Consider the following 21195-nt stretch of genomic DNA (forward strand, 5'->3'; position numbering starts at 1 on the left):
ACGCAACCGTTCCACCCCCATCGACTCCAGGCACTCCCCGTGTTCACACTCGCCGTCGGCACCCTGCTCGTCGCGCTCGGCCTCGCCGGGGTCCGCTACGCCCCGGCCATCGTCGAGACCCAGCGCCGACAGGGAATGACTCCGATCGAGGACTCGAGCATCGAAACCAGCGACCGCGTCGCGGTGACGAAGGGGGCTGGCGTCGTGGTGGCGGTCGTCGGGTTCGTTCTCGTCGCCTACGGCGTGGGAATCGTGTGAGGCGTTACGACGGACGAGAGAAAGTGAGGTCGATGCCGTCGTCTTCGTCATCCTCCGCATCTCCGTCGCCATCGCTGTCCTCGCCGTCGCTTCCGTCGGCTTCCGATCCGCCGGTCTGATCGTCTTCTCCGCCCCCGCTATCGGTGTCTTCCGTTCCGTCGCTCCCGTCGCCGTCGCTATCCTCTTCCCCCTCCCCTTCCCCTTCCGCTTCCTCCGCGCTCTCGCTTCCGTCGCCGGTTTCGTCATCGGGGTCGATCTCCTCGACGACGTTCTCCGCGAGCGTGCGGACGTGTTCTTCCTCTCGAGAGCGGAGTTCCCGGGGATAGACCCCGATCGTCACGATCAGATCGTCGTCGGTCCGGACGGCCTCGGTGATGTGGAGGTCGACCTCGAGGTCGGTGCCCTCGAACTCGGCGTCCGCGGTGAATCGAGAGGCAGTCGTCGACTGTCCCAGGACCGTCACCGACTCCTCGCTCTCGAACGTGATGTCACTGATGTCGTCGTAGTTGCTCTCGAGCAGGTCCACGAGTTCGGCCGCGGACATCTCCTCGACGGGGTTGAACTGCCGACCCGCCAGGCTGATCTGTGGCGTCGACAGCACGGTGAAGACGGCGGCCCGCTGGTCGACCAGCGGGCCGACCTCGACCGCTTTCTCGAGTTCGGTCAGGTAGTTGTGGACCGTCACCGTCTCAGAGACGGCGTCGGGCCCGACTTCTTCCTCGACGACGAGCCGTTCGACGCCCGTCCGTTCGTATCCCGTTTCCGCGCGGGTATCGGCCGCGACACCAGCGGGCGAGGACGCGTGCTCGTCCATCCCGATCGCCGCGAGACAACCGGAGAGCGCCGCGAGACAGCCGATTCCAGCGCCTTTGATGAGGGTTCGTCGTTGCATCACGGGGGAATCTAATTTCGGTTGCCAAGTGTTTATTCATCTCAGGACGGTCCGGCACGCCGACGGAACGGGCTCGCGATCCGCCCGCGGATCAGGCGCTCGAGTCCGACGGGTCGGAACGAGCGCCCCTGCGTCGCCGGTGGGCGAGCGTGAGCCGAAGGAGGAGGAGGTACCCGATCCCCGCGAGCGCGACCGCGACGAGCAGGTTGCCGACGATCAGTTGCCGGACGGCCGTGCGGGCTGTCTCGGACGAGATGTCACTCGAGAGGAGGGGTGCCGTCCCGAGTACGGTCCCCCCGACCTGGTAGCTCGCGACGTAGACGACGGGTTTGACGAACGGGTTGAGGACGGCGACTGACGCGAAGATGGCGGGCTTGCTGATCCACGGCCAGAGGGAGACGAACACGAAGAACAGCCCGACGCCGATCCCGCCGGTCGGCAACGCCGTAACGAAGACGCCGATCGAGAAACTCGCCGCGACCTGACGCGGCGTGTGCTCGGTCCGGAACGCCTGCGTCAGCATCCTGCGTGCCCGATCGCGGTACGTCTCGAGCCGGTCCCCTAGCATTCGGACTCTGTCCGTCGGTCCGTAGCGAGCGGCAAAAAGCTACCGAGACCGTGTCACAGGTATCACTCACGCGTCAGATCGTCTCCGGTCAGGGGAACGAGCCCGCTTCCTCGTAGGCGTCGGCGACCCGCTGGATCGCCACCACGTACGCCGCGGTCCGGGGGTTATCGAGGTCGTGGGCCTCGATCGTCTCGACGAGCGAGTCGAACGCCGCGACGATGTGTTCCTCGAGTTCCGTGTTGACCTTCTCCTCGGACCAGTAGAACCGCTGGCGGTTCTGGACCCACTCGAAGTACGAGACCGTGACGCCGCCCGCGTTCGCCAGGATGTCGGGGACGACGAAGACGTCCTCGTCCTCGAGCACCCGGTCGGCCTCGGGCGTCAGCGGACCGTTCGCGGCCTCGGAGATGACGTCCGCCTCGACCTCGCGAGCGAGGTCGCCGTCGATCGCGTTCTCGAGCGCGGCGGGGATCAGGAGGTCGACGTCCAGCGTGAGCAGGTCCTCGTTGGTGATCTCCTCCTCGCTCTCCAGGAAGCCGACGACGCTGCCGGTTTCGTTTTTGTGCTGTTTCGCCGCGGCCGGGTCGAAGCCGTCGGGGTTGTAGATCCCGCCGCTGGAGTCGCTGGCCGCGACGACGGTCGCACCCATCTCGTCGATCAGTTTCGCCGCGATCCAGCCGGCGTTCCCGTACCCCTGGACGGCGACGGTCGCGCCCTCGAGGTCCTTGTCGAGGTAGTCGAAAGCCTCGCGGGCCGCGATCACGGTCGAGCGACCGGTCGCCTCGACCCGGCCCTCGCTGCCGCCGCTGGCGATGTTCTTGCCCGTGATGACGCCCGGCTCGGTGGTGTTTTCCAGCGTCTCGTAGGTGTCTTTGATCCAGTTCATCTCCCGCTGGCCCGTGTTCACGTCGGGCGCGGGGATGTCTCGATCCTCCCCGATCAGCGGTCGCAGTTCCGTCGCGAACGCGCGGGTGAGCCGCTCGAGTTCGCTTTCGGAGTACTCGCTCGGATCGACGACGATACCGCCTTTCCCGCCGCCGTAGGGGATATCGACCACCGCACACTTGTATACCATCCAGCCGGACAGTGCCTTCACTTCGTCGCGGCTGACTGCCGGGTGGTACCGGATGCCGCCCTTGTAGGGGCCGCGGTCGCCGTTGAACTGCGAGCGGAAGGCCTTGAACCGCTCGAGTTCACCGTCGTCGCGCTCGATCGTCAAGTTCGTTTCGAGGACCCGTTCCGGGTGTTTGAGCCGTTCGATCACGTCGTCGCCGATCTCGAGGTGATCCGCGGCCTCGTCGATCTGGGACTGTAACGTCTCGAACGGATTTGCTTGTTCGCTCATTGCCCTCCCTTTCCAAGGTTATCGAAATAAGTATGACGAATGCTGGTTATAGTGCATAATATACAATATAAGGTATTTTGATCGGTTAATATAGTGAACGGACGGCAAGCGTTCGTGTACGGAGGAGTCTGCTGGATCGGGCAGGACGGGCTGCGATACCGCTACCGCTCCGCTGCCTCGGCTCGGGCGACGATCCGTTCCGCCTGGGCGATCAACGGCGCGTCGATCATCTCCCCATCGACTTCGAAGACCCCTCGCCCCTCCGCATCGGCCTCGCGTTTGGCCTCGAGGACGCGTTCGGCCCACTCGAGGTCGGATTCGTCGGGCGTGAACGCCTCGTTGATCGGGTCGACCTGCACGGGGTGGATCGCGAGTTTGCCGTCGTAACCGAGCCGAACCGACCGGCGAGCGTCCTCCCGGAGTCGTTGTTCGTCCTGGAAGTCGGTGACCAGCGTGTCGATCGCCGTACAGTCGTGGGCAGCGGCTGCGAGGACGACCCGCTGGCGCGCGCAACTCAGTTCCGAGCGATCCTCCGAGACCGTCGCCCCGACGTCCGCCGAGAGGTCCTCCGCGCCGAACGCCACCGCGTCGGTGGCAGGGTGAGCCGCGATTTCCGACGCCGTAAGGACGCCGGCCGCGCTCTCTATCAGCGCGAGAACGGGCAGCGAAACACCATGGCCCTCGAGGACCGACTCGAGCCGATCGACGTCCTCGGCCGAGTCGGCCTTCGGGAGCATCACACTGTCTATCGTGAGCTCCGTGCCGTCCGCGAACAGCGCCTCGAGGTCGTCCTCGATCGCGTCGAGTGTTGCGTTGACCCGGACGCAGACCTCGCAGTCGGGGTCGAACTCGGGATCGGCGAGGACGTCGCGGACGGCCTCACGGGCCTCGTCCTTCCGGGCGGGGGCGACGGCGTCCTCGAGGTCGAAGACGATCACGTCGGCCCCCGCGCCGGGAGCCTTCCGGAGCATTTCTGGACGATCACCGGGCGTGAACAGTACGCTTCTGCGGACCATACGTCGTATCGACGGGCCACGAATATAGAAATGGCCGTCAGCGACCGGAACCGGGGGATACGAGACCCGAATGTTCGGCGGTCGTTACTTCGTGTGGATGGTAACTCACGGTATTCCCTCGAACGTGGTCTCCTCCGATATCCCCTCGACCGTGCCTCGAGATGCAAGGGACGAAACGCACGGGGTGAGGGGCACCCCTCGTTCAGAGTGAAAACCGGACCGACGGGGAAGGATCTTCGGCCGACTATTACGACTGCGTTCGATTCGCCGGAGAGCGCCGGCGACGAACCGGTTTCGTTTTCACTCTGAATAGGGGGTGTGTGGCGTGGTCTAGCAAAGAAGGCGGATCGCGGCTGCCGTCTCCCACCCCTCGTTCAGAGTGAAAACGGTCTCGAGAGGGGATCGGCCTCTCGGGACGGACTCGATGGGAGACGCGAGAGACCTGAAGAGATGCTGTGGTTCCGTTGGAGAGGAGTCGTCATCGACTCACTCACTATCTAGATCTAGAACTAACTAGATAAGAATAAGATATTGTTGCTGTATTAGTAAAATATAAGAATTATCTAGACGCCCACCGGACGTTGTACGGGGGTCGAACCCGCACTTACGATCGCTCCTGGACCGCGGAATTCGGTCGAAGAGAACGGTCACTCTCGGTATTCTCGAGGAGTGACTCCTCTTCCGGGTTATTGGAAGGTCCCACGGACGGTACGAAGGCGGTACTGGACTGGTGTCGACGTCGCGTGCTACTTCAGTGATCGTCTCGTGGGGGTCCACCGTCGCGTTCGGACCTCCGCTTTCGAAACCGTTTTCACTCTGAACGAGGGGTGCGGGGGCCGCCGCTAGTGGAGGCGCAATTCAGTCTGCATTCGGGGGGACGGCACGGATCGGAGAAGGTTCCGAGACGATGCGTGTAAAAACGTCTACCCCGGGGATATCAGTCTGAACTACCTTCCATACTTTTATTAGGTCGCTCTTCGAGCACGGAGATATGGCTGACCAGGCAGGGGACCCGTTGTTCCAATCACACGATCCGATCTTCAATCGGAAGGAACTCCTCCACGTCGGTCACGTCCCCGACGAGGATCGGATCGTCGGTCGGGACGACGAGATCCAGTCCGTCGCCGCGGAGGTCGGGGCCATCACTCGGGGGGATCCGCCGAACAACGTGATGATCTACGGCAAAACGGGGACCGGAAAGAGCCTCATCTCCCGTCACGTCGCGACACGGGCTCAGGACGCCGCCCGCAGCAACGACATCGACTGCGGCGTGCTCTACGTCGACTGCTCCGAGGCGAACACGGAGACCCGTGCGACACGACAGATGGCGCTCAGTCTGAAAGACCAGACCGGCTACGACGACAACATCCCGGTTCGGGGCGTGGGGACGATGGAGTACTACCAGCACATCTGGGACATCCTCGAGGGCTTTTTCGACGCTACCATCGTCATCCTCGACGAGATCGACAAACTCGACAACAGCAACATCCTGATGCAACTCTCCCGGGCCCGCGAGGCACGGAAGACCGACGCCTACATCGGTGTCATCGGCATCAGTAACAAGGTCAAGTACCGGGAGACGCTGGACGAACGCATCGACAGCAGCTTCGGGCACCGCGAACTCTTCTTCCACCCCTACGACGCCTCCCAGCTCCGGGAGATCATGCGAAACCGCGAGGACGCGTTCCAGCCCGGCGTACTGAAAGACGGCACGATCGAACTCTGTGCCGCGCTGGCCGCGAAGAAACACGGCGACGCTCGCAAGGCGATCGAGATCCTGAAGGAGGCCGGCGAACTCGCCCGCCGGACCGGCTCCGAGAACGTCTCGGAGAGCCACATCCAGCAGGCCCAGGAGGTCGCCGAGATCAACCGGATCGAGGAACTCACGAGCGGCGCAACCGTCCACGCGAAACTCGCCCTGTACGCGCTGGCGAGCCGGATCATCACCGGGGATCGGGAGACGTACAAGACCCGCGAGATCTACGAACGCTACGTTAGCATCTGCGAACTCGTTGCGACGGATCCGATCACCGAGAACGGGCTCTACCGCCAACTCAAGGAACAGGCCTTCCTCGGCGTCATCGAATCCGAAAAGACCGGCGGCGGCCGCTCCCAGGGCAGTTATCTCCTCCACAGGCTCGTCACGGACCCCAAACACATCGTGAAAGCCGTTCGACGGGACGCCTCGCTCGAGGAGCTTCCGACCTACGATCAACTGGCCGACAGCGCCACCGGAGCGCGCGACCGGGACGTCGATCTCTCCACGTTTTCGTGAGCTTCGAGCGATGGTCCCTGCGGGACTGTCCTGACTCCTGAAACCGATTTCACTCTGAACGAGGGGTGTGGGTGTGAGCGTGGGTGTGAGTATGAATGCGAGTGTGAACCGACCGACGCGTCATGCGGTGAGAACGCGTCTGCCCCCGCTCGACGTGCCGATCCGTTCCGAAAAAACCGGACAACCGGACAACCGGACAATCGGGCAATCGGGCAATCGGGCAATCGGGCAATCGGGATCCGACGAAGGCGGATTACGGCCAGAGACCGCGTGACTCGTGGGCCTCTGCGATCCGCGACAGGGCGACGATGTACGTCGCGTCCCGCCAGGTGACGTCGCGGTTCTCGTACTCCTCGCAGACCGCGTTCCAGGCTCGGAGCATCTCCGTCTCGAGTTCCTCGTTGACTCGCTCGAGTCGCCAGGAACGGCGGTTGATGTCCTGGAGCCACTCGAAGTAGGAGACGGTGACCCCGCCAGCGTTCGCGAGGATATCGGGAATGACCGGGATCTCGCGTTCCTCGAAGATCTGATCGGCCGTCGAGGTGGTCGGCCCGTTCGCGCCCTCGACGATCATGTCTGCGTTGACGTCGCGTGCGTTCTCGCCGGTGAGGACGTTCCCGATCGCGGCGGGGATCAGGATATCGACGTCGAGCGTGAGCAGTTCCTCGTTCGACAGGCTCTGTGGGGCGTCGTAACCCGAGACCATCCCGGGGGTCTCGTCGTGGTCCTCGACGTCGTTGGTGTCGAGACCGTCGGGATCGTAGATCGCGCCGTCGACGTCGGAGACGGCGACGATCGATGCGCCGAGGTCGTCGAGATAGCGAGCGGCGTTCGCGCCGACGCTACCGAACCCTTGGACGGCGACGGTGGTCTCCTCGGGATCCCAGCCGTAGAACTTCATCGCCTCGCGGGTGATGATGCCGACGCTGCGGCCCGGGGCCTCCTCGCGGCCGTAGGAACCGCCGACGACCGGCGGTTTCCCCGTGACGACGCCGGGTTCGGTCTGCCCCTCCTGCATCGAGTAGGCGTCCATGAACCACGCCATCGTCTGGGGGTCGGTACCCATGTCGGGCGCAGGAATGTCCTTCATCGGTCCAATGACCGGACGCAACTCCTCGGCGAACCGGCGGGTGAGCCGTTCTTTCTCCTCGGCGCTCAACTCCTTCGGGTTGACGACGACCCCGCCTTTCGCCCCGCCGAAGGGGAGGTCCATGACGGCACACTTCCAGGTCATCCACATCGAGAGGCCGACGCACTCGTCCTCGGTGACGTCGGGGTGATAGCGGAGGCCGCCTTTGAACGGACCGCGGACGCTGTCGTGGTGGGCCCGATAGCCCGTGAACATCTCCGTGGTCCCGTCGTCGCGCTCGACCGGGATCGTCACCCGGTAGACGTCCTTCGGGTACCGCAGTCGCTCGACGGTCCCTTCGTCGACGTCGAGGTGGGCGGCGGCCCGCTCGAGTTGACGACGGGCTGTCTCGACGGCGCTTTCCTCCGCGTTCGCCTTCGTTGGTTCGTCAGATCCTGTCATAGTCGGCTTCAGGTCCCTCGGTTCGAAGCGAGCGACGGACGCCCGTCCGGTCCGCTTCGACGCGTCGGGGTTCCCTGTTGCCTGAGTTTTCCGACGGCCGCTCTTAACCCTTGTCAATGCTCTCGGTTTCATGCAATACTTGCAGCTTGCCGGGTTGAGACGCTGACTACGGGGTTCGGGAGAGAGGGGAACGAAACGGACACGCGGCCCGCGGAACACCACGTTTTTGTAGCGTTTGATCGACCGTGAACGTATATGTCCGGACTCTACTACGAGGAGTTCGAAGTCGGCGAGACGATCGAACACGAGCGGACGCGGACGATCAGCGAGAGCGACAACCAGCGATTCTGTGATATGACGATGAACCAGCAGCCGCTACATCTGGACGCCGAGTTCGCCGACGACACCCAGTTCGGCGAGCGACTGGTCAACGGCCTCTATACGATGTCGCTGGCGGTCGGCATCTCGATTCCGGAGACGACCGACGGAACGATCGTCGCGAACCTCTCGTACGACAACGTCGAACACCCACACCCCGTGTTCCACGGGGATACGATCCGGGTCCAGTCCACGGTCACGGACAAACGGGAGACCAGCGACGGCGAGCGGGGCGTCGTCACCATGCACGTCGAAGCGTTCAACCAGAACGACGAACTCGTCTGTGAGTTCGACCGGACGGTGCTGTCGCTCAAGCACTCGCACGCGGAGTCATAGTTACGGAGCCGGAATCAACCGACCGACGGTTCGTGAATTCGGGTGCATAATTGGGCGACCGTGGCGATCACCCTCCTCTTATCGCCCGTATGAATCACCTAACGATCTCCAGCCGACCATCTCTGGACTATAACGGGTGCGTTCGGAAAGGTACAGAATAAATCACTGTGAATTTCTCGGCCGTTTGGAAACCCATTTATGAGAGTTCGTTGGACCACGGATAATGACAGTGGAAGACGCGCAAATCGGGGGAGCAGAATTCACGGCTGATTCACGAGTACGACGCGGGATGTGGGGACAGCGCGAGGAGGACACGCCGGTGTACGCCGTCGTTTCCGCCGTGGCCGACGTAACTGGGGACGATCCCTGTGATCTGCCGCCGCTTGCACGCGTAATCGATCCGGACGCACTAAACGCCCTTTTTTCGTCGGACTCCGCTTCGGAGGACACCGTCGTTCGGTTCCAGTACGTCGGGCATACGGTCGTCGTTACGGGAGCGGGTGACGTCGAAGTCCTGACGGAAGCCGAGAAAGAGGAGTAACCCCTTCGCGGACGAGCGTCCTTGGGGGGACTCGATTCGCGTCGTCTCTCGGGAGCGGACCGTTCACACGACGGTCGCGATCAGTGCCAGGTTGAGCATCGTGGCGACGGTCCACGGAAGCGCGAGCCCCGCGGGGACGATCGCTCGATACGGCCGCGGAAGCAGCGGCCGACACGCCAGTCCGACACCGACGGCGGCGGCCTTTAGCGCGAGCATCCCCGCCAGCCCGTAGCCGTCGATCGCGCTGTTCGCGACGGGATTCGATTCGGTCAGTCCGAGATGGAGGCCGACGAACGTCGTCGCGATGTCGCCGATCAGCGAAAACGCGACCAGTACCCAGAGTCCGCGCTCGAGTCGGGCCGGCGTCACTGCGATCTCGACGGGCCGCTCGAGGCGCAAACGGGCGTCCGCGCCGTCGGAACTCATAGGCTCCCCGCCGGAATCGAACCGAAACGAGACGATCGCCATCGGGAGCGTGCGGGAGGACCGCACGCGCCGCTTCCAGCAGACCGGGCATTGTTATGTGAGCCGTATCGACGGCTAATCGGCCGCTACTCGCAGTAACGTCGGCGTACGTCAGTGGATGGCCGTTTCCAGGGACCGGAGGAACAGTCGACGGGAGAAGAACGATCGCTACGACCCGTACTCTCGGGTGCGTCTCGGCTCGAGTCGCCGGTCAGAGGATCGTACCGTGTTTCTTGTCCGGCAGCGACTTCTCGACGTCCTCGTAGAAGGCGAACCGGCCCGCCAGTTCCTCGCGGAGCGTGCTGGGCGGAACGATCTCGTCGATGACGACCTCGCTGGCCATCCGATGGACGTCGATGTCCTCGCGGTACTCCTCGCGGAGTTCCTGTTCCTTGCGCTCGCGTTCCTCGGGGTCGTCGATCTGTGAGAGCTTGCGGGCGTAGACGGCGTTGATCGCCGCCTCGGGGCCCATGATCGCGATCTCGCCGCTCGGGAGGCCGATAACGCTCTCGGGTTCGTAGGCCGGGCCGCCCATCGCGTAGATGCCCGCGCCGTAGGCCTTGCGGACGACGACGGTCTGCTGGGGGACCGTCGCCGCCGAGGTCGCGTAGATGAACTTCTTGCCCTGCTCCAAGATGCCCTCCTTCTCGACCTGGGAGCCGGCCATGAAGCCGGGGGTGTCACAGAGATAGAGGATCGGGATGTTGAACGCGTCGGACTTCCAGATGAACTCCGCGGCCTTCTCGGCGGCGTCGGGGAAGATCGCTCCGGCGCGGTGGGCGGGCTGGTTGGCGACGATGCCGACCGGACGCCCGTCGATCCGGGCGTAGGCGGTGATGATCTCCTTGCCGTAGTCGGGCCGGAGTTCGAAGAACGAGCCGTCGTCGATCACCCGATCGATGAGGTCTTTCATGTCGTACCCCTCGTTGGGGTGGTCGGGGACGACGGAGTCGATCCCGGCCGGCGAGCGTGCTGGCGGTCGGGTTTCAGTCTTGGGCGGCTTCTCGTCGGCGTTGTCGGGTAGGTACGTGATCAACTGCGAGACGAGTTCGCGTGCGTGTTCCTCGTCTTTCGCGACGAGATCGGCCGACCCCGACTCTCGCGTGTGCACCTGCGGGCCGCCGAGTTCCTCGAGGTCGATGTCTTCCCCTGTGACCATCTGGACCATCCGCGGGGAAGCGATGGCCATCGCAGAAACGTCCTCGACCATAATCGTGAAGTCGGCGAAGACGGGCGTGTAGGCCGCACCGGCGATACAGGGGCCGTAGAGCACGCATATCTGTGGGACCCGGCCGGAGAGCATCGAGTGGTTGTAGTAGTACTTCCCGATCCCCTCGCGGTTGGCGAAGAAGCCGGTCTGCTGGTCGATCCGGCCACCGGAGGAGTCCATCAGGTAGAGCACGGGCTGGCCGGTCTTCAGCGCACGCTGTTGCATTCTGAGGAACTTCTCGACGCCTTTGGCGGCCATGCTCCCGCGCTTGACCGTGTAGTCGTTGGCCATGAAGTGGACGTCACGTCCCTCGAACTCGGCCGCGCCCGTGATGAGCCCGTCCGCGGGCAGGCGGTCGTCGGTGTCCTCGCCGACGCCGCTCTCGTGCCAGTCGTCGAAGGCTGCGAACTTGCCGTCCTCGAAGAGGAACTCGCTGCCTTCGCCGCCGAACCACAGTTCGAGGCGATCCCGGACGAACAGTTTGTCCTCGAGGCCCTCGCGGTACTTCTCGGGACCGCCCTCGAGGATGTCGGCGATCTCCTCGCGGAGTTTCCGTTCGCGCTCGGTCGGCCCGAGGTCGTCGTGGGCGGCGCCGTCGGCGGCCGCCACGGGAGAGGGTGCGCCCCTGCCGGAGCCGGCGGCGCTCGCGAGTTCGTGGACGGCTTTCGGCTCCTCGTCGTCGCCGACGTACACTTCGACCGTGTCTCCGACGTGTTCGGCCATCGCGGCCGCGATCGCCGAGGCTTCCTCGTCGGTCGCCCCTGGCGCGATACGGACTTTCATACCCTCCCGTGTGCGGGGACATCTAAAAAATCCAGCGCGATTTTTCTGTGATCGTCCCGCGTCCAGGGACGTTCCCGAACGTACGATGGACTCGAGCGACGGGAGCGGGTGATTCCGCCGGCGATGGGCGCGGGACGCGGAACGCTGAGTCTGTAGCGATCCCCGCTGTCAGAACTCTCTTCACCGGAATCGCTCGGCCACGTCGATCACGTGCGAGAGAGATGGAAAAGAACGGTGGCCGTGCCGAACGTGTGCCACCCTCCGAGACGTTCGCCGCGAGGCGAACGCGGAGGCTGCGTCGCGCGTCGGGAGGATCGCGCGATCAGGTGTGTCGTGGTCGGAGTCGTGGTGTGGTCGTCTCCGCGGTCACCAACACGGAGACAGACGAATCTTTCCGGGGGGACCACACCAGCGCTCGCGTTCAGTCGTTCAGTCATTAAGACCGGGTGGCGGCGAGGGGGAAGGGGAGTCGCCCCCAACCGGGCCACGGCAGATGCAGGCACAATCGCTATTTCACGATTGCCCGGTAGTTACGATAGCCAACGGACCGCCCCGTGTACGTGAACATTAGCTTTCCCCGAACGGGGTGCAGCGGTAATCGACACCGGTACCGGCGATATGGTAGGCCAACGTAGCGACCGATCCAGTCAGTCCCTCGAGTCGCCTCGAGAGCGGGCCGACGCGGGGATAGACCGTCGCGCATTCCTCCGGACGGCCGTTAGCGGCGGGTTCGCCCTGGGGGTGGCCCACGTCCTCGGCGCGGACGACTTCCTCGCGGCCGGGGACGACGAAGTGCCGATCGTCACCGCGCTGGTCCGTACCGATCCCGAGGATCCGTTCTCGATCGAGGAGCGGGTCCGTCACGTCCCGGCCGACTGGCACGCGGCCGTCGAGAAGGCCTTCGAACTCAACGAGTTGCTCGCCCGGATCGGGTTCACGGGGTATCTCGGCAGCGCGGTCGTTCCCGGGGACTACGAGAGCGGCACCGCCACGGTCTCGATCGGCGTCTCGAGCGAGGGGGCGACGATTCCGGAGGCGATCCGCGAGTTCGCCGACGACGTTTCGATCAACACGGAGACGATCATCGACGTCGACGACGTGGAGGTCCGCCCGGAGTCGGCCCGGCCGCGCATCCTCGATACCGCGGCGGAGGGCGCACCCGCCGGGGTCGCCTGCGAGACACCCTCGAGTATGGCGACGCTCGGGCCGGCGCTGCACTACCCGCCGGAGGAGCGCTCCTTCTTCGTGACGGCCGAACACGCCTACGAAGGGATGCCGGAGCCGGTCGGCGAACCACTCTCGCTGCCGATTCGGGGAGCCAAAGGGATCGAACTGGGGAGAGTCGCTCGGGCGCACCCCGTCGCCGACGTGGCCGTCGTCGAGCCGAACGGTCCGGTTGCGCCGGCGAGCTGGATCGACGCGCCCACGCCGGTCCGCGTTCGCGGCCAGCTCACGAAGTACGGGCTCGCCGACCTGCTCGCGCGAGAGGAACGGCTCGAGAAGGTCGGGGCGCTGACCGGCCACACGACCGGCCGGATACAGGGGGTCGACGCGGTGACCTGCTTTACGGACGACTTCTGTCGCCGCGGCCAGATCCGCTGGGGCGGCGAGATGGACCTCACGGACGGCGACAGCGGCTCGGTGAGCTACTACGCCGATCCAGAAGGGGACGACGAGGACGTCCTCGTGGCCGGTTTCAACAACGCACGGACCTGGTGGCCGGGACAGAGCTACGTCTGGGGTATCAGCGCGTATCGACTGACCGAGAAACACGGCTACCATTTCTGAACGACGATGACAACGGAAGACGAGCGCCGACCGCGACCGGACGACGACCGACCGAGCCGTGGACGGCTCCGGGCCGTTACGAGCGCCGGGCTTCGAGTGCTCGCCGACCTGCTGATCCTTTCGCTGTGGGTGCTTGCGCTTACCCTCGCGTTCCTCGCGTTCGGATGGCCGCGCTGGGCGTTTTACGGGGCGCTCCTGCTCGGCGTCGGCGTGTACGTCTCGATCACGAGCGAGTGGTGGGGATCGACGGTTGCCGACGGCGGAGCGTAACGGAGCATAACGGAGCGTAACGGAGCGTTCCCCAATCCCCGAACCCGGGGAGCGTACTGATGGCCACGACTCATCGATCGTCCGGAATCCGCGTGTGGGCACCGATCAGGGCGCGCTCGAGGTCGAAGCCGCTGATCCTGGCCCCTTCGTCGACGATGGAGTCGCGCACGCTCGTCGACTCGAGGTCCGCGCCCGGGAAGATCACCGAGCGCTCGACGTCGGCGTCGACGAGGGTCGCGTCCGCCATCACGTGGACGTCGTCGCCGACAGTGCTCCCCCGAACGGTCGCCGACCCGGCCACCTGTGAGTCGCCGTCGAGGTACCAGGACACGGCGTCGAGGTAACTCTCCCGGGTGCCGATGTCGAACCACGCGTCGTCGAAGGCGTAGGCGTAGGTCGGCTCCCGTTCCCGAAGCCACTGGACGAACCAGCCGGGCTCGTCCGGGTCGTTTCCCGCCTCGAGGTACGGGGAGAACAGCGACAGCGTCTCCCCGGGGAACGCGTAGCACCCGACCGAGACGAGCGTACTCTCCGGTTCGTCCGGTTTCTCCTGGAAGTCGACGACGCGCTCGCCGTCAAGGTCGACCACGCCGTACGACGTCGCCCGCTCCCGGGAGCCGACGTCGTGGGCGGCGATCACCGGCCCGCTCCGTCGGTCGAAGTACTCGAGGAAGTCCTCGACGGCGAAATCGAAGAGGTTGTCGCCCGCGATCACCAGCAGATCCTCGTCGATCCCTTCGCGATCGATCAACTGCGCGAGCGCGCCGACGACGCCGAGTTTCTCGTCCTCGCTCGCCGTCTCTTCGACCGACAGCCGCGGTTTGTCGTACGGGCCGTCAGCGAGGTGGGCCGCGAAATCGGGGGCGAACCGCTCGTTCGTACTCACGTAGACCTCGTCGATTCGATCGAGACCCTCGAGTTCGGCATAGATCCTATCGAGGACGGTCGTCTCCCCGAGCGGCAGGAACATCTTGGGGCGGTGCCTCGTGATCGGCCACAGCCGGGTCGCGTACCCGCCGGCGAGGACGACGGCAGTGATGGTGGATTCAGTCATGAGAACCGGTGCCGTTTTCCGAGTCCGACGACGCCGCCGAGCGGATCGTCAGCGAGCGCGTCGTCGCTGCCGCCGACCAGGCCGGAAGGGTTCTCGAAGTGGTCGGCACCGACGTCGATGCGGTCCATCGATCGCCGTTCGGGCTCGAGGTCGGCGATGGTTCGAGACGTGGTCATAGCTGGCGGCCGGTGCGTGGCGGCGTTTGTCAGTGGGTGACGGTCCGTCCGGCGTCGATGCTCTCCGACTGGCTCGCGACGTGTTTCGCGAGTTTGATCATCTGGTTCGAGAAGCCGTACTCGTTGTCGTACCAGGCCAGCACTTTCACCGTGTCGTTGGCCGCGACCATCATGGACTCGAGGTCGACGTACGAGGCGAACGGGAGCCCGACGATGTCCCGGGAGACGATCTCGTCGTCGGTGTAGCCGAGGACGCCGGCCATCCTGTCGTCGGCCGCGGCCCGGATCGCGTTACTCACTTCCTCGCGCTCGATGTCTTCCTTGATGTTGACAGTAATGTCGGTGACCGACCCGTTCGGGACCGGGACGCGCATCGCCATCCCCTCGAGTTTCCCCTCGAACTCGGGGAGCACTTCGCTGGTCGAGTTGGCCGCACCAGTCGTCGTCGGAACGATGTTCTCGGCGGCTGCGCGGCCGCGGCGTCGCTTCTCCATTGGGCCGTCCACGAGCGCCTGACTGCCGGTGTAGGCGTGGACGGTCGTCAGGAGCCCGGAGACGACGTCGAACCTGTTGTCGAGGGCCTGCAGGACCGGCGCGACCGAGTTCGTCGTACAGGAGGCATTCGAGAGGACGTCGCCGCCGTCGTACTCCTGATGGTTCACGCCGTAGACGAACATCGGCAGCTCTTTGTCCCCCTTGGGCGGTGCCGAGATGATCACCTTGTCCGCGCCGGCCTCGAGGTGCTGGGCCGCCTCGTCGCGGGTCCGGAACAGCCCGGTCGCTTCGAAGGCGATGTCGACGTCGAGGTCGTCCCACGGGAGCGCCGACGGCTCGCGCTTCGAGAGCAACTGGAACTCCTGGTCGTCCACGACGAGGGTGTCCCCGCGGCGGGAAACCTCCTCGAGTCGGCCGTGTACCGAGTCGTACTGGAACAGATACTCCATGTCGTCGTCGTCCATCACGTCGTTGATCGCGACGATATCGACGTCGTCGTGGGTCAGCGACGCACGCAGGAGACATCGTCCGACTCGACCGAAGCCGTTCAGTCCGACTCGAAGCGTTTCGTCGGCCCCTTGACCGCCGCCATTGGGATTCGGTCCCATGGTCGGCAATCCGCTACCGGCGGATAAATTAGTTACCCCCGAACGTTAGAAATCGGGAGATAAAAGCCTTCTAACTGCTATCTTCTCTTCGGGTACCCCCAACTGATACGACCGTCGTCGTCGTCCGGACGAGTACGGACGATGCACGCCCCTTCGCTACCGGACCGATCGCTCGACGCGTACGCCGCCGTGACGGAGCGCGACCGCCTCGAGCGACTCCGTTCGCTCGCCGGGACGCTCTCGGACAGGCGCGTTCTCCACGTCAACTCGACTGCGACCGGCGGCGGGGTGGCGGAACTGCTCCGTTCGATCGTCCCGGTCTGTAACGACCTCGGCATCGACACCGACTGGCTCGTCATGGACGCCGACGACGACTTCTTCGAGGTCACGAAGGCGATCCACAACGGCCTCCAGGGGAGCGCCGAGCCGCTGACGGCGGAGATGGAAGCGATCTACCGGGCGGTGACCGATCGGAACGCGGCCGAGGTCGAAAAGCGGTACGACCTCGTCGTCGCTCACGATCCACAGCCACTCGGGATGCTCGAGGGACTCGCGGAGCGGCTGCCGGACGCGCCGATCGTCTGGCGGTGTCACGTCGATCTCACCGACCCGGTCGACGAGTACCTCGCGTTCGTGTCGGCGTACGCGGACCCGATCGATCACGCCGTTTTCAGCCGTGCCGCGTACGCGGCGATCGACGTCCCGGAGACGAGCGTCGTCTACCCCTCGATCGATCCGGTAACCGAGAAGAACCGGGCGCTCGACGCGGACGAACTCGCGACCGAACGGGACCGCCTGGACCCGCTCTCGTTCGACGCGCCGGTCGTGACCCAGATTTCCCGCTTCGACCCGTGGAAGGATCAGTTCGGGACGCTCGAGGCGTATCGCAGGGCTCGCGAGACCGTCCCGGGGATCCAGCTGGTGCTTGCCGGCGGCATGGCAGGTGACGATCCGGAAGGGCTCGAGCTATACGAGCAGGTCGCCAGCGAGGCGGTCGACGATCCGGACGTCCACGTCCTGACCGATCTCCCGGATACGACGGTGAACGCCCTCCAGCGGCTGTCGGACGTCGTCGTCCAGAAATCCCTGCGCGAGGGGTTCGGACTCGTCGTCTCGGAAGCGCTCTGGAAGCGCACGCCGGTCGTCGGATCGACGGTCGGCGGCATCCCGCTACAGGTCGAAGACGGCCGGAACGGCTACCTCGTCGAGCCGGACGACGCCGACGCCGCCGGCGACCGGATCGTCACGCTGCTCGAGGACGACGAGCGCCGGACCGAATTCGGCGCGAACGCCCGGGAACACGTCCGCGAACGATTCTTGCTCCCGCGGCAACTCGAGGATCTCCTCGAGGTTTTCGTCGAGGCGCTGGAACCGGACTCCTGACGGGCCCTCTCGGGTGACGCCGGGGAACTGCACCCCCACACCATTATCCGCCGCGGCGGTGAAGGGACCCAGGACGCTCCCATGAGCCGGCTCATCGATTCGATACTGATACCGACCGACGGCAGCGACGGGGCACTCGCAGGGGCCACACGCGGGGTCGCCCTCGCGTCCCGGACCGAAGCGGACGTTCACGTCCTGTCGGTCGTCGAGTCCCGACTCCCCGCGGTGGACCTCGAGGAGTTCGAGTCCGCGCCGCTTACGGAGGAAGCCGAGGAGGCGGTCGAGGAGATCGCACGGCTCGCCGGGGAGTACGACGAGGACCTCGAGGTCACGACTCGGGTCAGGGAGGGGACGCCGTTCCAGTTGATCAGGGAGTACGCCAACCGGCGCGACATCGACGTCATCGCGATGGGAACGAAAGGCCGAACGGGGCTCGACAGGGTCCTCCTCGGGAGCGTGGCCGAGAACGTCCTTCGAACGGCACGAACGCCGGTCCTCGCCGTCCCGCCGAAGGCCGGCGAACTCGATGCGGCCGACGTCGCGTTCGACCGATTCCTCCTGCCGACGGACGGCAGCGACGGGGCGGCGATCGCGACCGAGTGGGGGATCGCACTCGCGAGTCGCCTCGAGTCGTCCGTGCACACGCTCTACTCGATCGATACGGATTCCTTCGCCGACCTCGAGGAGTTCGACGACTTGCTCGAGGTCCTCGAGGAACGGGGCGAGGAGGCGATCGACGCGGTCCGGGAGTACGGCGCGGACGCCGGCGTGAGCGTCTCGGGAGCGATCGCGAAAGGCTCCCCGGTATCCGAGATTCCGGGATACGCGACCGAGAACGCCGTCGACCTGATCGTCATGGGTACCCACGGCCGGACGGGGATCGGCCAGTGGTTCCTCGGAAGCGTCACCGAAAACGTGGTTCGGCAGGCCGAGGTACCGGTATTCTGCGTCCCGGTGAGCGCCGACTCGCCGTGACGCCGTCGGCTACCGGTCGCTGGCCACGGCGAGTTCCAGAACGAAACTCGAGGACGAGACGATGTCGCCGATGCCGACCGTCCCCGCCGGGTCGTCGACGACGCGATTCGGACAGGCGGCAACCGTGGGAGTCTCGAGGACGCCGTCCTCGGCCGTCTCGCCCAGGTGATCCGCCAGCAGTTCGATCGCTTCCCGTCCCACTTCCGAGGGCTCGTACTCTAGCCCCGTCTCGAGGTCGTCGGGCGACGTGATTTCGCCCCGGGCTGCCTTCGTGGCGGCGTTGACGGCGGCGAACTCGAGTCCTCGCCGAAGCGCCTCCGGCGAGTGGTACGACCCCATCACGGCGAGGTGATACTCCATCGCGTGCAACTGGAGACAGTCGACGTCGAGGTCCTCGCGTGCCGCCTCGAGCATCCGGTAGTGCTCGAGGATCTCGTCCGGTTCGAACGGCGTCGCCTCCGACGGCGGATCCGTCACCACGTCCAGCCCTGCGTCCTCGTGGAGCATCGCCAACTCGTGTGTGTCCGCGCCGACGACGTTCGCCTCCGGCAGGATCAACTCGTACATGCTGTCCCTGAGATCGTCGTCGTGGGTGACGGCGTACTCGACGTGGACGTCGACGTCGCTCCCCGAGCGGAGTCGACGGAGGACCTCGCGTGCGTGGCGGTGGGTCTCCTCGTACCCGTCCTCGACGTGGTCGGGGGTGAGGTTGTGATACCCCGCGAGGAGGGCGCCGTCGACGTCCTCGCCGACCTGGCCGATCGCCTCGTCGAGGTCGCCGGCAGTCAGGTCGAACTCCGGCGGCCTCGAGGCGGCGATGAACCGGGTGTCCGCCGTCGCAGTCGCGCCGAAGAACTCGTCTCCCTTCCTGAACTCGAACACCCAGTTGATCTTCGTCCGATCCGTATCGACGGCCTCGGGCAGGGGGAGGTACCGCACCTGACCGTCTTCGACGGCCGGGTACCGCACTGCCTCGGGGTGTTCGAACATCGAGAGCTGGCGCTCGGAGAGCAGGTACGTGTACGTGATCGGCGCGGTGTTCAGAGCGGTGAGCAGGTTGGTCATGATCCCCGCCTGGCCACCCATCTGCTGGCTGTCGGGTTCTAGCTCCGACTCGAGCGTGGTCGCGAACTCGTCGGTCATCGCGATCTCGTCGCCCCGGCCGGCCGCCATCGTGTGTGCGATCGCCGCCGCGAGTTCGCGTGTCGACTCGAGAGGACTCGACGGCAGTTCGGACCCGGGATCCGAGGGTCGCTCGAGGAACGATTCCAGTTCCGCGTCGACCCGAACGATCGCGTCGACGTTGGCGTTGTAGGCGACGAATACCGGGAGGTCCTCGAGCGCGGCGACGTCCGCCTCCAGTCTGGCGTGGGCGTCCTGCATGGCACGGCTCCCTCCCAGCCGCAGCGGAATAATCCTGGGGTACCCGCGTCGGTCGTCGCCCCCAGCGAACCTAATGTCGTCCGCGTAGTCCGAGTGCCAGACCGCCGTCACGGGAGACGTTCGTCCGGTGGCTAAAGGAGTCGAGCGGCGACGAGACGGAGGCCGTCGGCGGCAAGGGCGCGAACCCCGGCGTCCTCGCCGACCTCGACGTTCCCGTCCTGCAGGGGTTTACGACGACCGCGTCGGCGTACGACTACTACGTCGCGGAGACAGGGATCCACGCGGCTCGAGGTGTGACTCGCCGTCTTCATGCACGAACCTTGCATCGCCCGCTGGCGGGCCACGGCGACGTTGAACGCCGACGTTCCGGGCATGAGCTTGTGGGCGAGCCACCGACAGACTCGCTCGAGTCGGCCACTCTCCATCGTCCTCTCCCCGAATCGTTCGTAGCTGACTCTCGCCCTCGGTCGCGACGTCGACGACGTGGGTGTTGTGAGTGATCAGCTACCCGCCGCTTCAGCGGTGGAGAGCTGACGGACAGCCTTTAGTTGCCGTATTAGTGTTCCTCGTAGGGTTGGACGACGACGAATCCGTCTGATCCCTCGAAGTTCATCTGGAAGCGTTCACCCGACTCCTGGCCAATCATGTCCGAGAGGTTCTTGTTGACTTCGACGTTCGGGGACGTCTTGTTCCATGCGACGGTCGCGCTCGGATCGGTCGTGACCGGTGGTTCGAAGACGAGCGGATCGCCGTGAGTGGTGAGTGCGACGTACCCGGGGCCTTGAAGATACACATTGGTGAATCCACCAGCGAAGGCGCCAGCGAGACTGTCGATCTTGTCGATCTCGTAGGAGATCCGTGATTCGAACGCGAGGATATCCTCGCCGTTGACCGTGAGGGCGTCTTCAGCGCCGAGATGGAGGATTTGGACCTTCTTTTCGCGATCAGCGAGGTAGACGTGTCCGGTGCCTTCAACGTTCATTACGGGCGTTCCCTCGCCGGTCGCTGCTTCCTTGAGAAAGCCGGTAATACCGCCTTCTGGCGTCGCCTGTCCGGTGAACGAAAGATCGCCGGTGTAGGCAACCATCGCCCCGGCTTTCGCCAGTACGGACCCGTCGACTGCAATATCGAGCGTATAGCTATTCTCCAGTTGGAACGTTTCGTCGGTTTCTGTCGGCGCGTGTTGTGTTTTGAATTGGTCAATATTCATCGTTTCACCGAGCCAATCAAGGGCGGCTCTACTGAGGATTTGTCGGAACAGATTATAAAGAGTGTGATGACTACAAATCTCTTTCAAGTTATGAGATCGCCGAAGAGCTGTCCTATCTCGATGTCGGCGTGGAACTCCCAGCTAGATAATATACCTGTACCATTGGTCTTTAGCTAAGCCTCAGCGGTCGGTTGGATGGTGGTAGCGAGCTGTTCTTGAAGGATCGGTCGTTGCTTGTGGATCTTCTGAGCGTCT

At 64.8% G+C, this 21195-nt stretch carries 21 protein-coding genes; 9 read left to right on the plus strand and 12 right to left on the minus strand.

What is annotated here, in order from left to right:
* Positions 1-39: 39 nt before the first annotated feature.
* Positions 40-258 carry a hypothetical protein gene (locus BM113_RS03915; protein ID WP_089785493.1) on the plus strand — a complete coding sequence of 73 codons (219 nt, stop codon included), beginning with the start codon at positions 40-42 and terminating at the stop codon, positions 256-258.
* Between the two features lie 4 nt (positions 259-262).
* Here the strand turns inward: BM113_RS03915 and BM113_RS03920 are convergent, their stop codons facing one another.
* The 4 genes from BM113_RS03920 to BM113_RS03935 all read right to left on the minus strand — a co-directional run bounded on the left by BM113_RS03920 (position 263) and on the right by BM113_RS03935 (position 4079).
* Positions 263-1150: a DUF6517 family protein gene (locus BM113_RS03920; protein WP_089785495.1), complete on the minus strand. Its 888-nt coding sequence runs from the start codon at positions 1148-1150 to the stop codon at positions 263-265.
* Between the two features lie 91 nt (positions 1151-1241).
* Positions 1242-1718 carry a DUF2062 domain-containing protein gene (locus BM113_RS03925; protein WP_089785497.1) on the minus strand — a complete coding sequence of 159 codons (477 nt, stop codon included), beginning with the start codon at positions 1716-1718 and terminating at the stop codon, positions 1242-1244.
* An 88-nt stretch (positions 1719-1806) separates the two neighbouring features.
* Positions 1807-3063 carry a Glu/Leu/Phe/Val family dehydrogenase gene (locus tag BM113_RS03930; RefSeq protein ID WP_089785498.1) on the minus strand — a complete coding sequence of 419 codons (1257 nt, stop codon included), beginning with the start codon at positions 3061-3063 and terminating at the stop codon, positions 1807-1809.
* A 161-nt stretch (positions 3064-3224) separates the two neighbouring features.
* A complete protein-coding gene (locus BM113_RS03935) occupies positions 3225-4079 on the minus strand; it encodes an HpcH/HpaI aldolase/citrate lyase family protein (protein ID WP_089785500.1) in 855 nt (284 codons plus the stop codon).
* Between the two features lie 991 nt (positions 4080-5070).
* Between BM113_RS03935 and BM113_RS03940 the strand changes: the two genes are divergently transcribed.
* Positions 5071-6354: a Cdc6/Cdc18 family protein gene (locus tag BM113_RS03940; protein ID WP_089785501.1), complete on the plus strand. Its 1284-nt coding sequence runs from the start codon at positions 5071-5073 to the stop codon at positions 6352-6354.
* A 253-nt stretch (positions 6355-6607) separates the two neighbouring features.
* Here BM113_RS03940 and gdhB read toward each other — a convergent pair whose 3' ends face one another.
* Positions 6608-7885 carry a glutamate dehydrogenase GdhB gene (gene gdhB / locus BM113_RS03945; RefSeq protein WP_089785503.1) on the minus strand — a complete coding sequence of 426 codons (1278 nt, stop codon included), beginning with the start codon at positions 7883-7885 and terminating at the stop codon, positions 6608-6610.
* Positions 7886-8140: 255 nt separating this feature from the next.
* Between gdhB and BM113_RS03950 the strand changes: the two genes are divergently transcribed.
* Positions 8141-8599, plus strand: coding sequence for a MaoC family dehydratase (locus tag BM113_RS03950; RefSeq protein ID WP_089785505.1), 459 nt, complete (start codon positions 8141-8143; stop codon positions 8597-8599).
* Between the two features lie 223 nt (positions 8600-8822).
* Positions 8823-9140 carry a DdfA family disk-determining factor gene (locus BM113_RS03955; protein ID WP_245757965.1) on the plus strand — a complete coding sequence of 106 codons (318 nt, stop codon included), beginning with the start codon at positions 8823-8825 and terminating at the stop codon, positions 9138-9140.
* A gap of 63 nt (positions 9141-9203) precedes the next feature.
* Here the strand turns inward: BM113_RS03955 and BM113_RS03960 are convergent, their stop codons facing one another.
* A complete protein-coding gene (locus tag BM113_RS03960) occupies positions 9204-9566 on the minus strand; it encodes a DUF5658 family protein (protein ID WP_089785579.1) in 363 nt (120 codons plus the stop codon).
* A gap of 250 nt (positions 9567-9816) precedes the next feature.
* Positions 9817-11598 (minus strand): acyl-CoA carboxylase subunit beta, encoded by a 1782-nt coding sequence (locus tag BM113_RS03965; RefSeq protein WP_089785508.1) that lies wholly within the window; start codon positions 11596-11598, stop codon positions 9817-9819.
* A gap of 618 nt (positions 11599-12216) precedes the next feature.
* Here BM113_RS03965 and BM113_RS03970 point away from each other — a divergent pair.
* Positions 12217-13386 (plus strand): hypothetical protein, encoded by a 1170-nt coding sequence (locus BM113_RS03970; RefSeq protein WP_089785510.1) that lies wholly within the window; start codon positions 12217-12219, stop codon positions 13384-13386.
* Between the two features lie 6 nt (positions 13387-13392).
* Complete coding sequence (locus tag BM113_RS03975; protein WP_089785512.1) at positions 13393-13656, plus strand: DUF8119 family protein; 264 nt, start codon at positions 13393-13395, stop codon at positions 13654-13656.
* A 70-nt stretch (positions 13657-13726) separates the two neighbouring features.
* On the opposite strand, the gene BM113_RS03980 is transcribed toward BM113_RS03975, so the two are convergent.
* Genes BM113_RS03980 through gap form a run of 3 tightly spaced genes read right to left on the minus strand, consistent with a single transcriptional unit; the run spans position 13727 to position 15989 of the window.
* Positions 13727-14695 (minus strand): nucleotidyltransferase family protein, encoded by a 969-nt coding sequence (locus tag BM113_RS03980; RefSeq protein ID WP_089785580.1) that lies wholly within the window; start codon positions 14693-14695, stop codon positions 13727-13729.
* A gap of 11 nt (positions 14696-14706) precedes the next feature.
* A complete protein-coding gene (locus BM113_RS03985) occupies positions 14707-14886 on the minus strand; it encodes a hypothetical protein (RefSeq protein ID WP_089785513.1) in 180 nt (59 codons plus the stop codon).
* Between the two features lie 29 nt (positions 14887-14915).
* Complete coding sequence (gene gap / locus BM113_RS03990; protein ID WP_089785515.1) at positions 14916-15989, minus strand: type I glyceraldehyde-3-phosphate dehydrogenase; 1074 nt, start codon at positions 15987-15989, stop codon at positions 14916-14918.
* A 141-nt stretch (positions 15990-16130) separates the two neighbouring features.
* On the opposite strand from gap, the gene BM113_RS03995 reads away from it, so the two are divergent.
* Entirely contained in the window at positions 16131-17372 is a 1242-nt protein-coding gene (locus tag BM113_RS03995) for a glycosyltransferase (RefSeq protein ID WP_089785517.1), read from the plus strand.
* Between the two features lie 81 nt (positions 17373-17453).
* Positions 17454-18347, plus strand: coding sequence for a universal stress protein (locus BM113_RS04000; protein WP_089785519.1), 894 nt, complete (start codon positions 17454-17456; stop codon positions 18345-18347).
* 9 nt (positions 18348-18356) lie between these two features.
* Here BM113_RS04000 and BM113_RS04005 read toward each other — a convergent pair whose 3' ends face one another.
* On the minus strand, positions 18357-19730 hold the full coding sequence (locus BM113_RS04005) for an ADP-dependent glucokinase/phosphofructokinase (RefSeq protein WP_089785521.1): 1374 nt from the start codon (positions 19728-19730) through the stop codon (positions 18357-18359).
* A gap of 218 nt (positions 19731-19948) precedes the next feature.
* On the opposite strand from BM113_RS04005, the gene BM113_RS21780 reads away from it, so the two are divergent.
* Entirely contained in the window at positions 19949-20230 is a 282-nt protein-coding gene (locus tag BM113_RS21780) for a hypothetical protein (RefSeq protein ID WP_245757970.1), read from the plus strand.
* Positions 20231-20286: 56 nt separating this feature from the next.
* On the opposite strand, the gene BM113_RS04015 is transcribed toward BM113_RS21780, so the two are convergent.
* A complete protein-coding gene (locus tag BM113_RS04015; RefSeq protein ID WP_089785525.1) occupies positions 20287-20940 on the minus strand; it encodes an AIM24 family protein in 654 nt (217 codons plus the stop codon).
* Positions 20941-21195 lie beyond the last annotated feature (255 nt).

The sequence above is a fragment of the Natronobacterium haloterrestre genome (assembly GCF_900112205.1).
Lineage (GTDB): Archaea > Halobacteriota > Halobacteria > Halobacteriales > Natrialbaceae > Natronobacterium > Natronobacterium haloterrestre.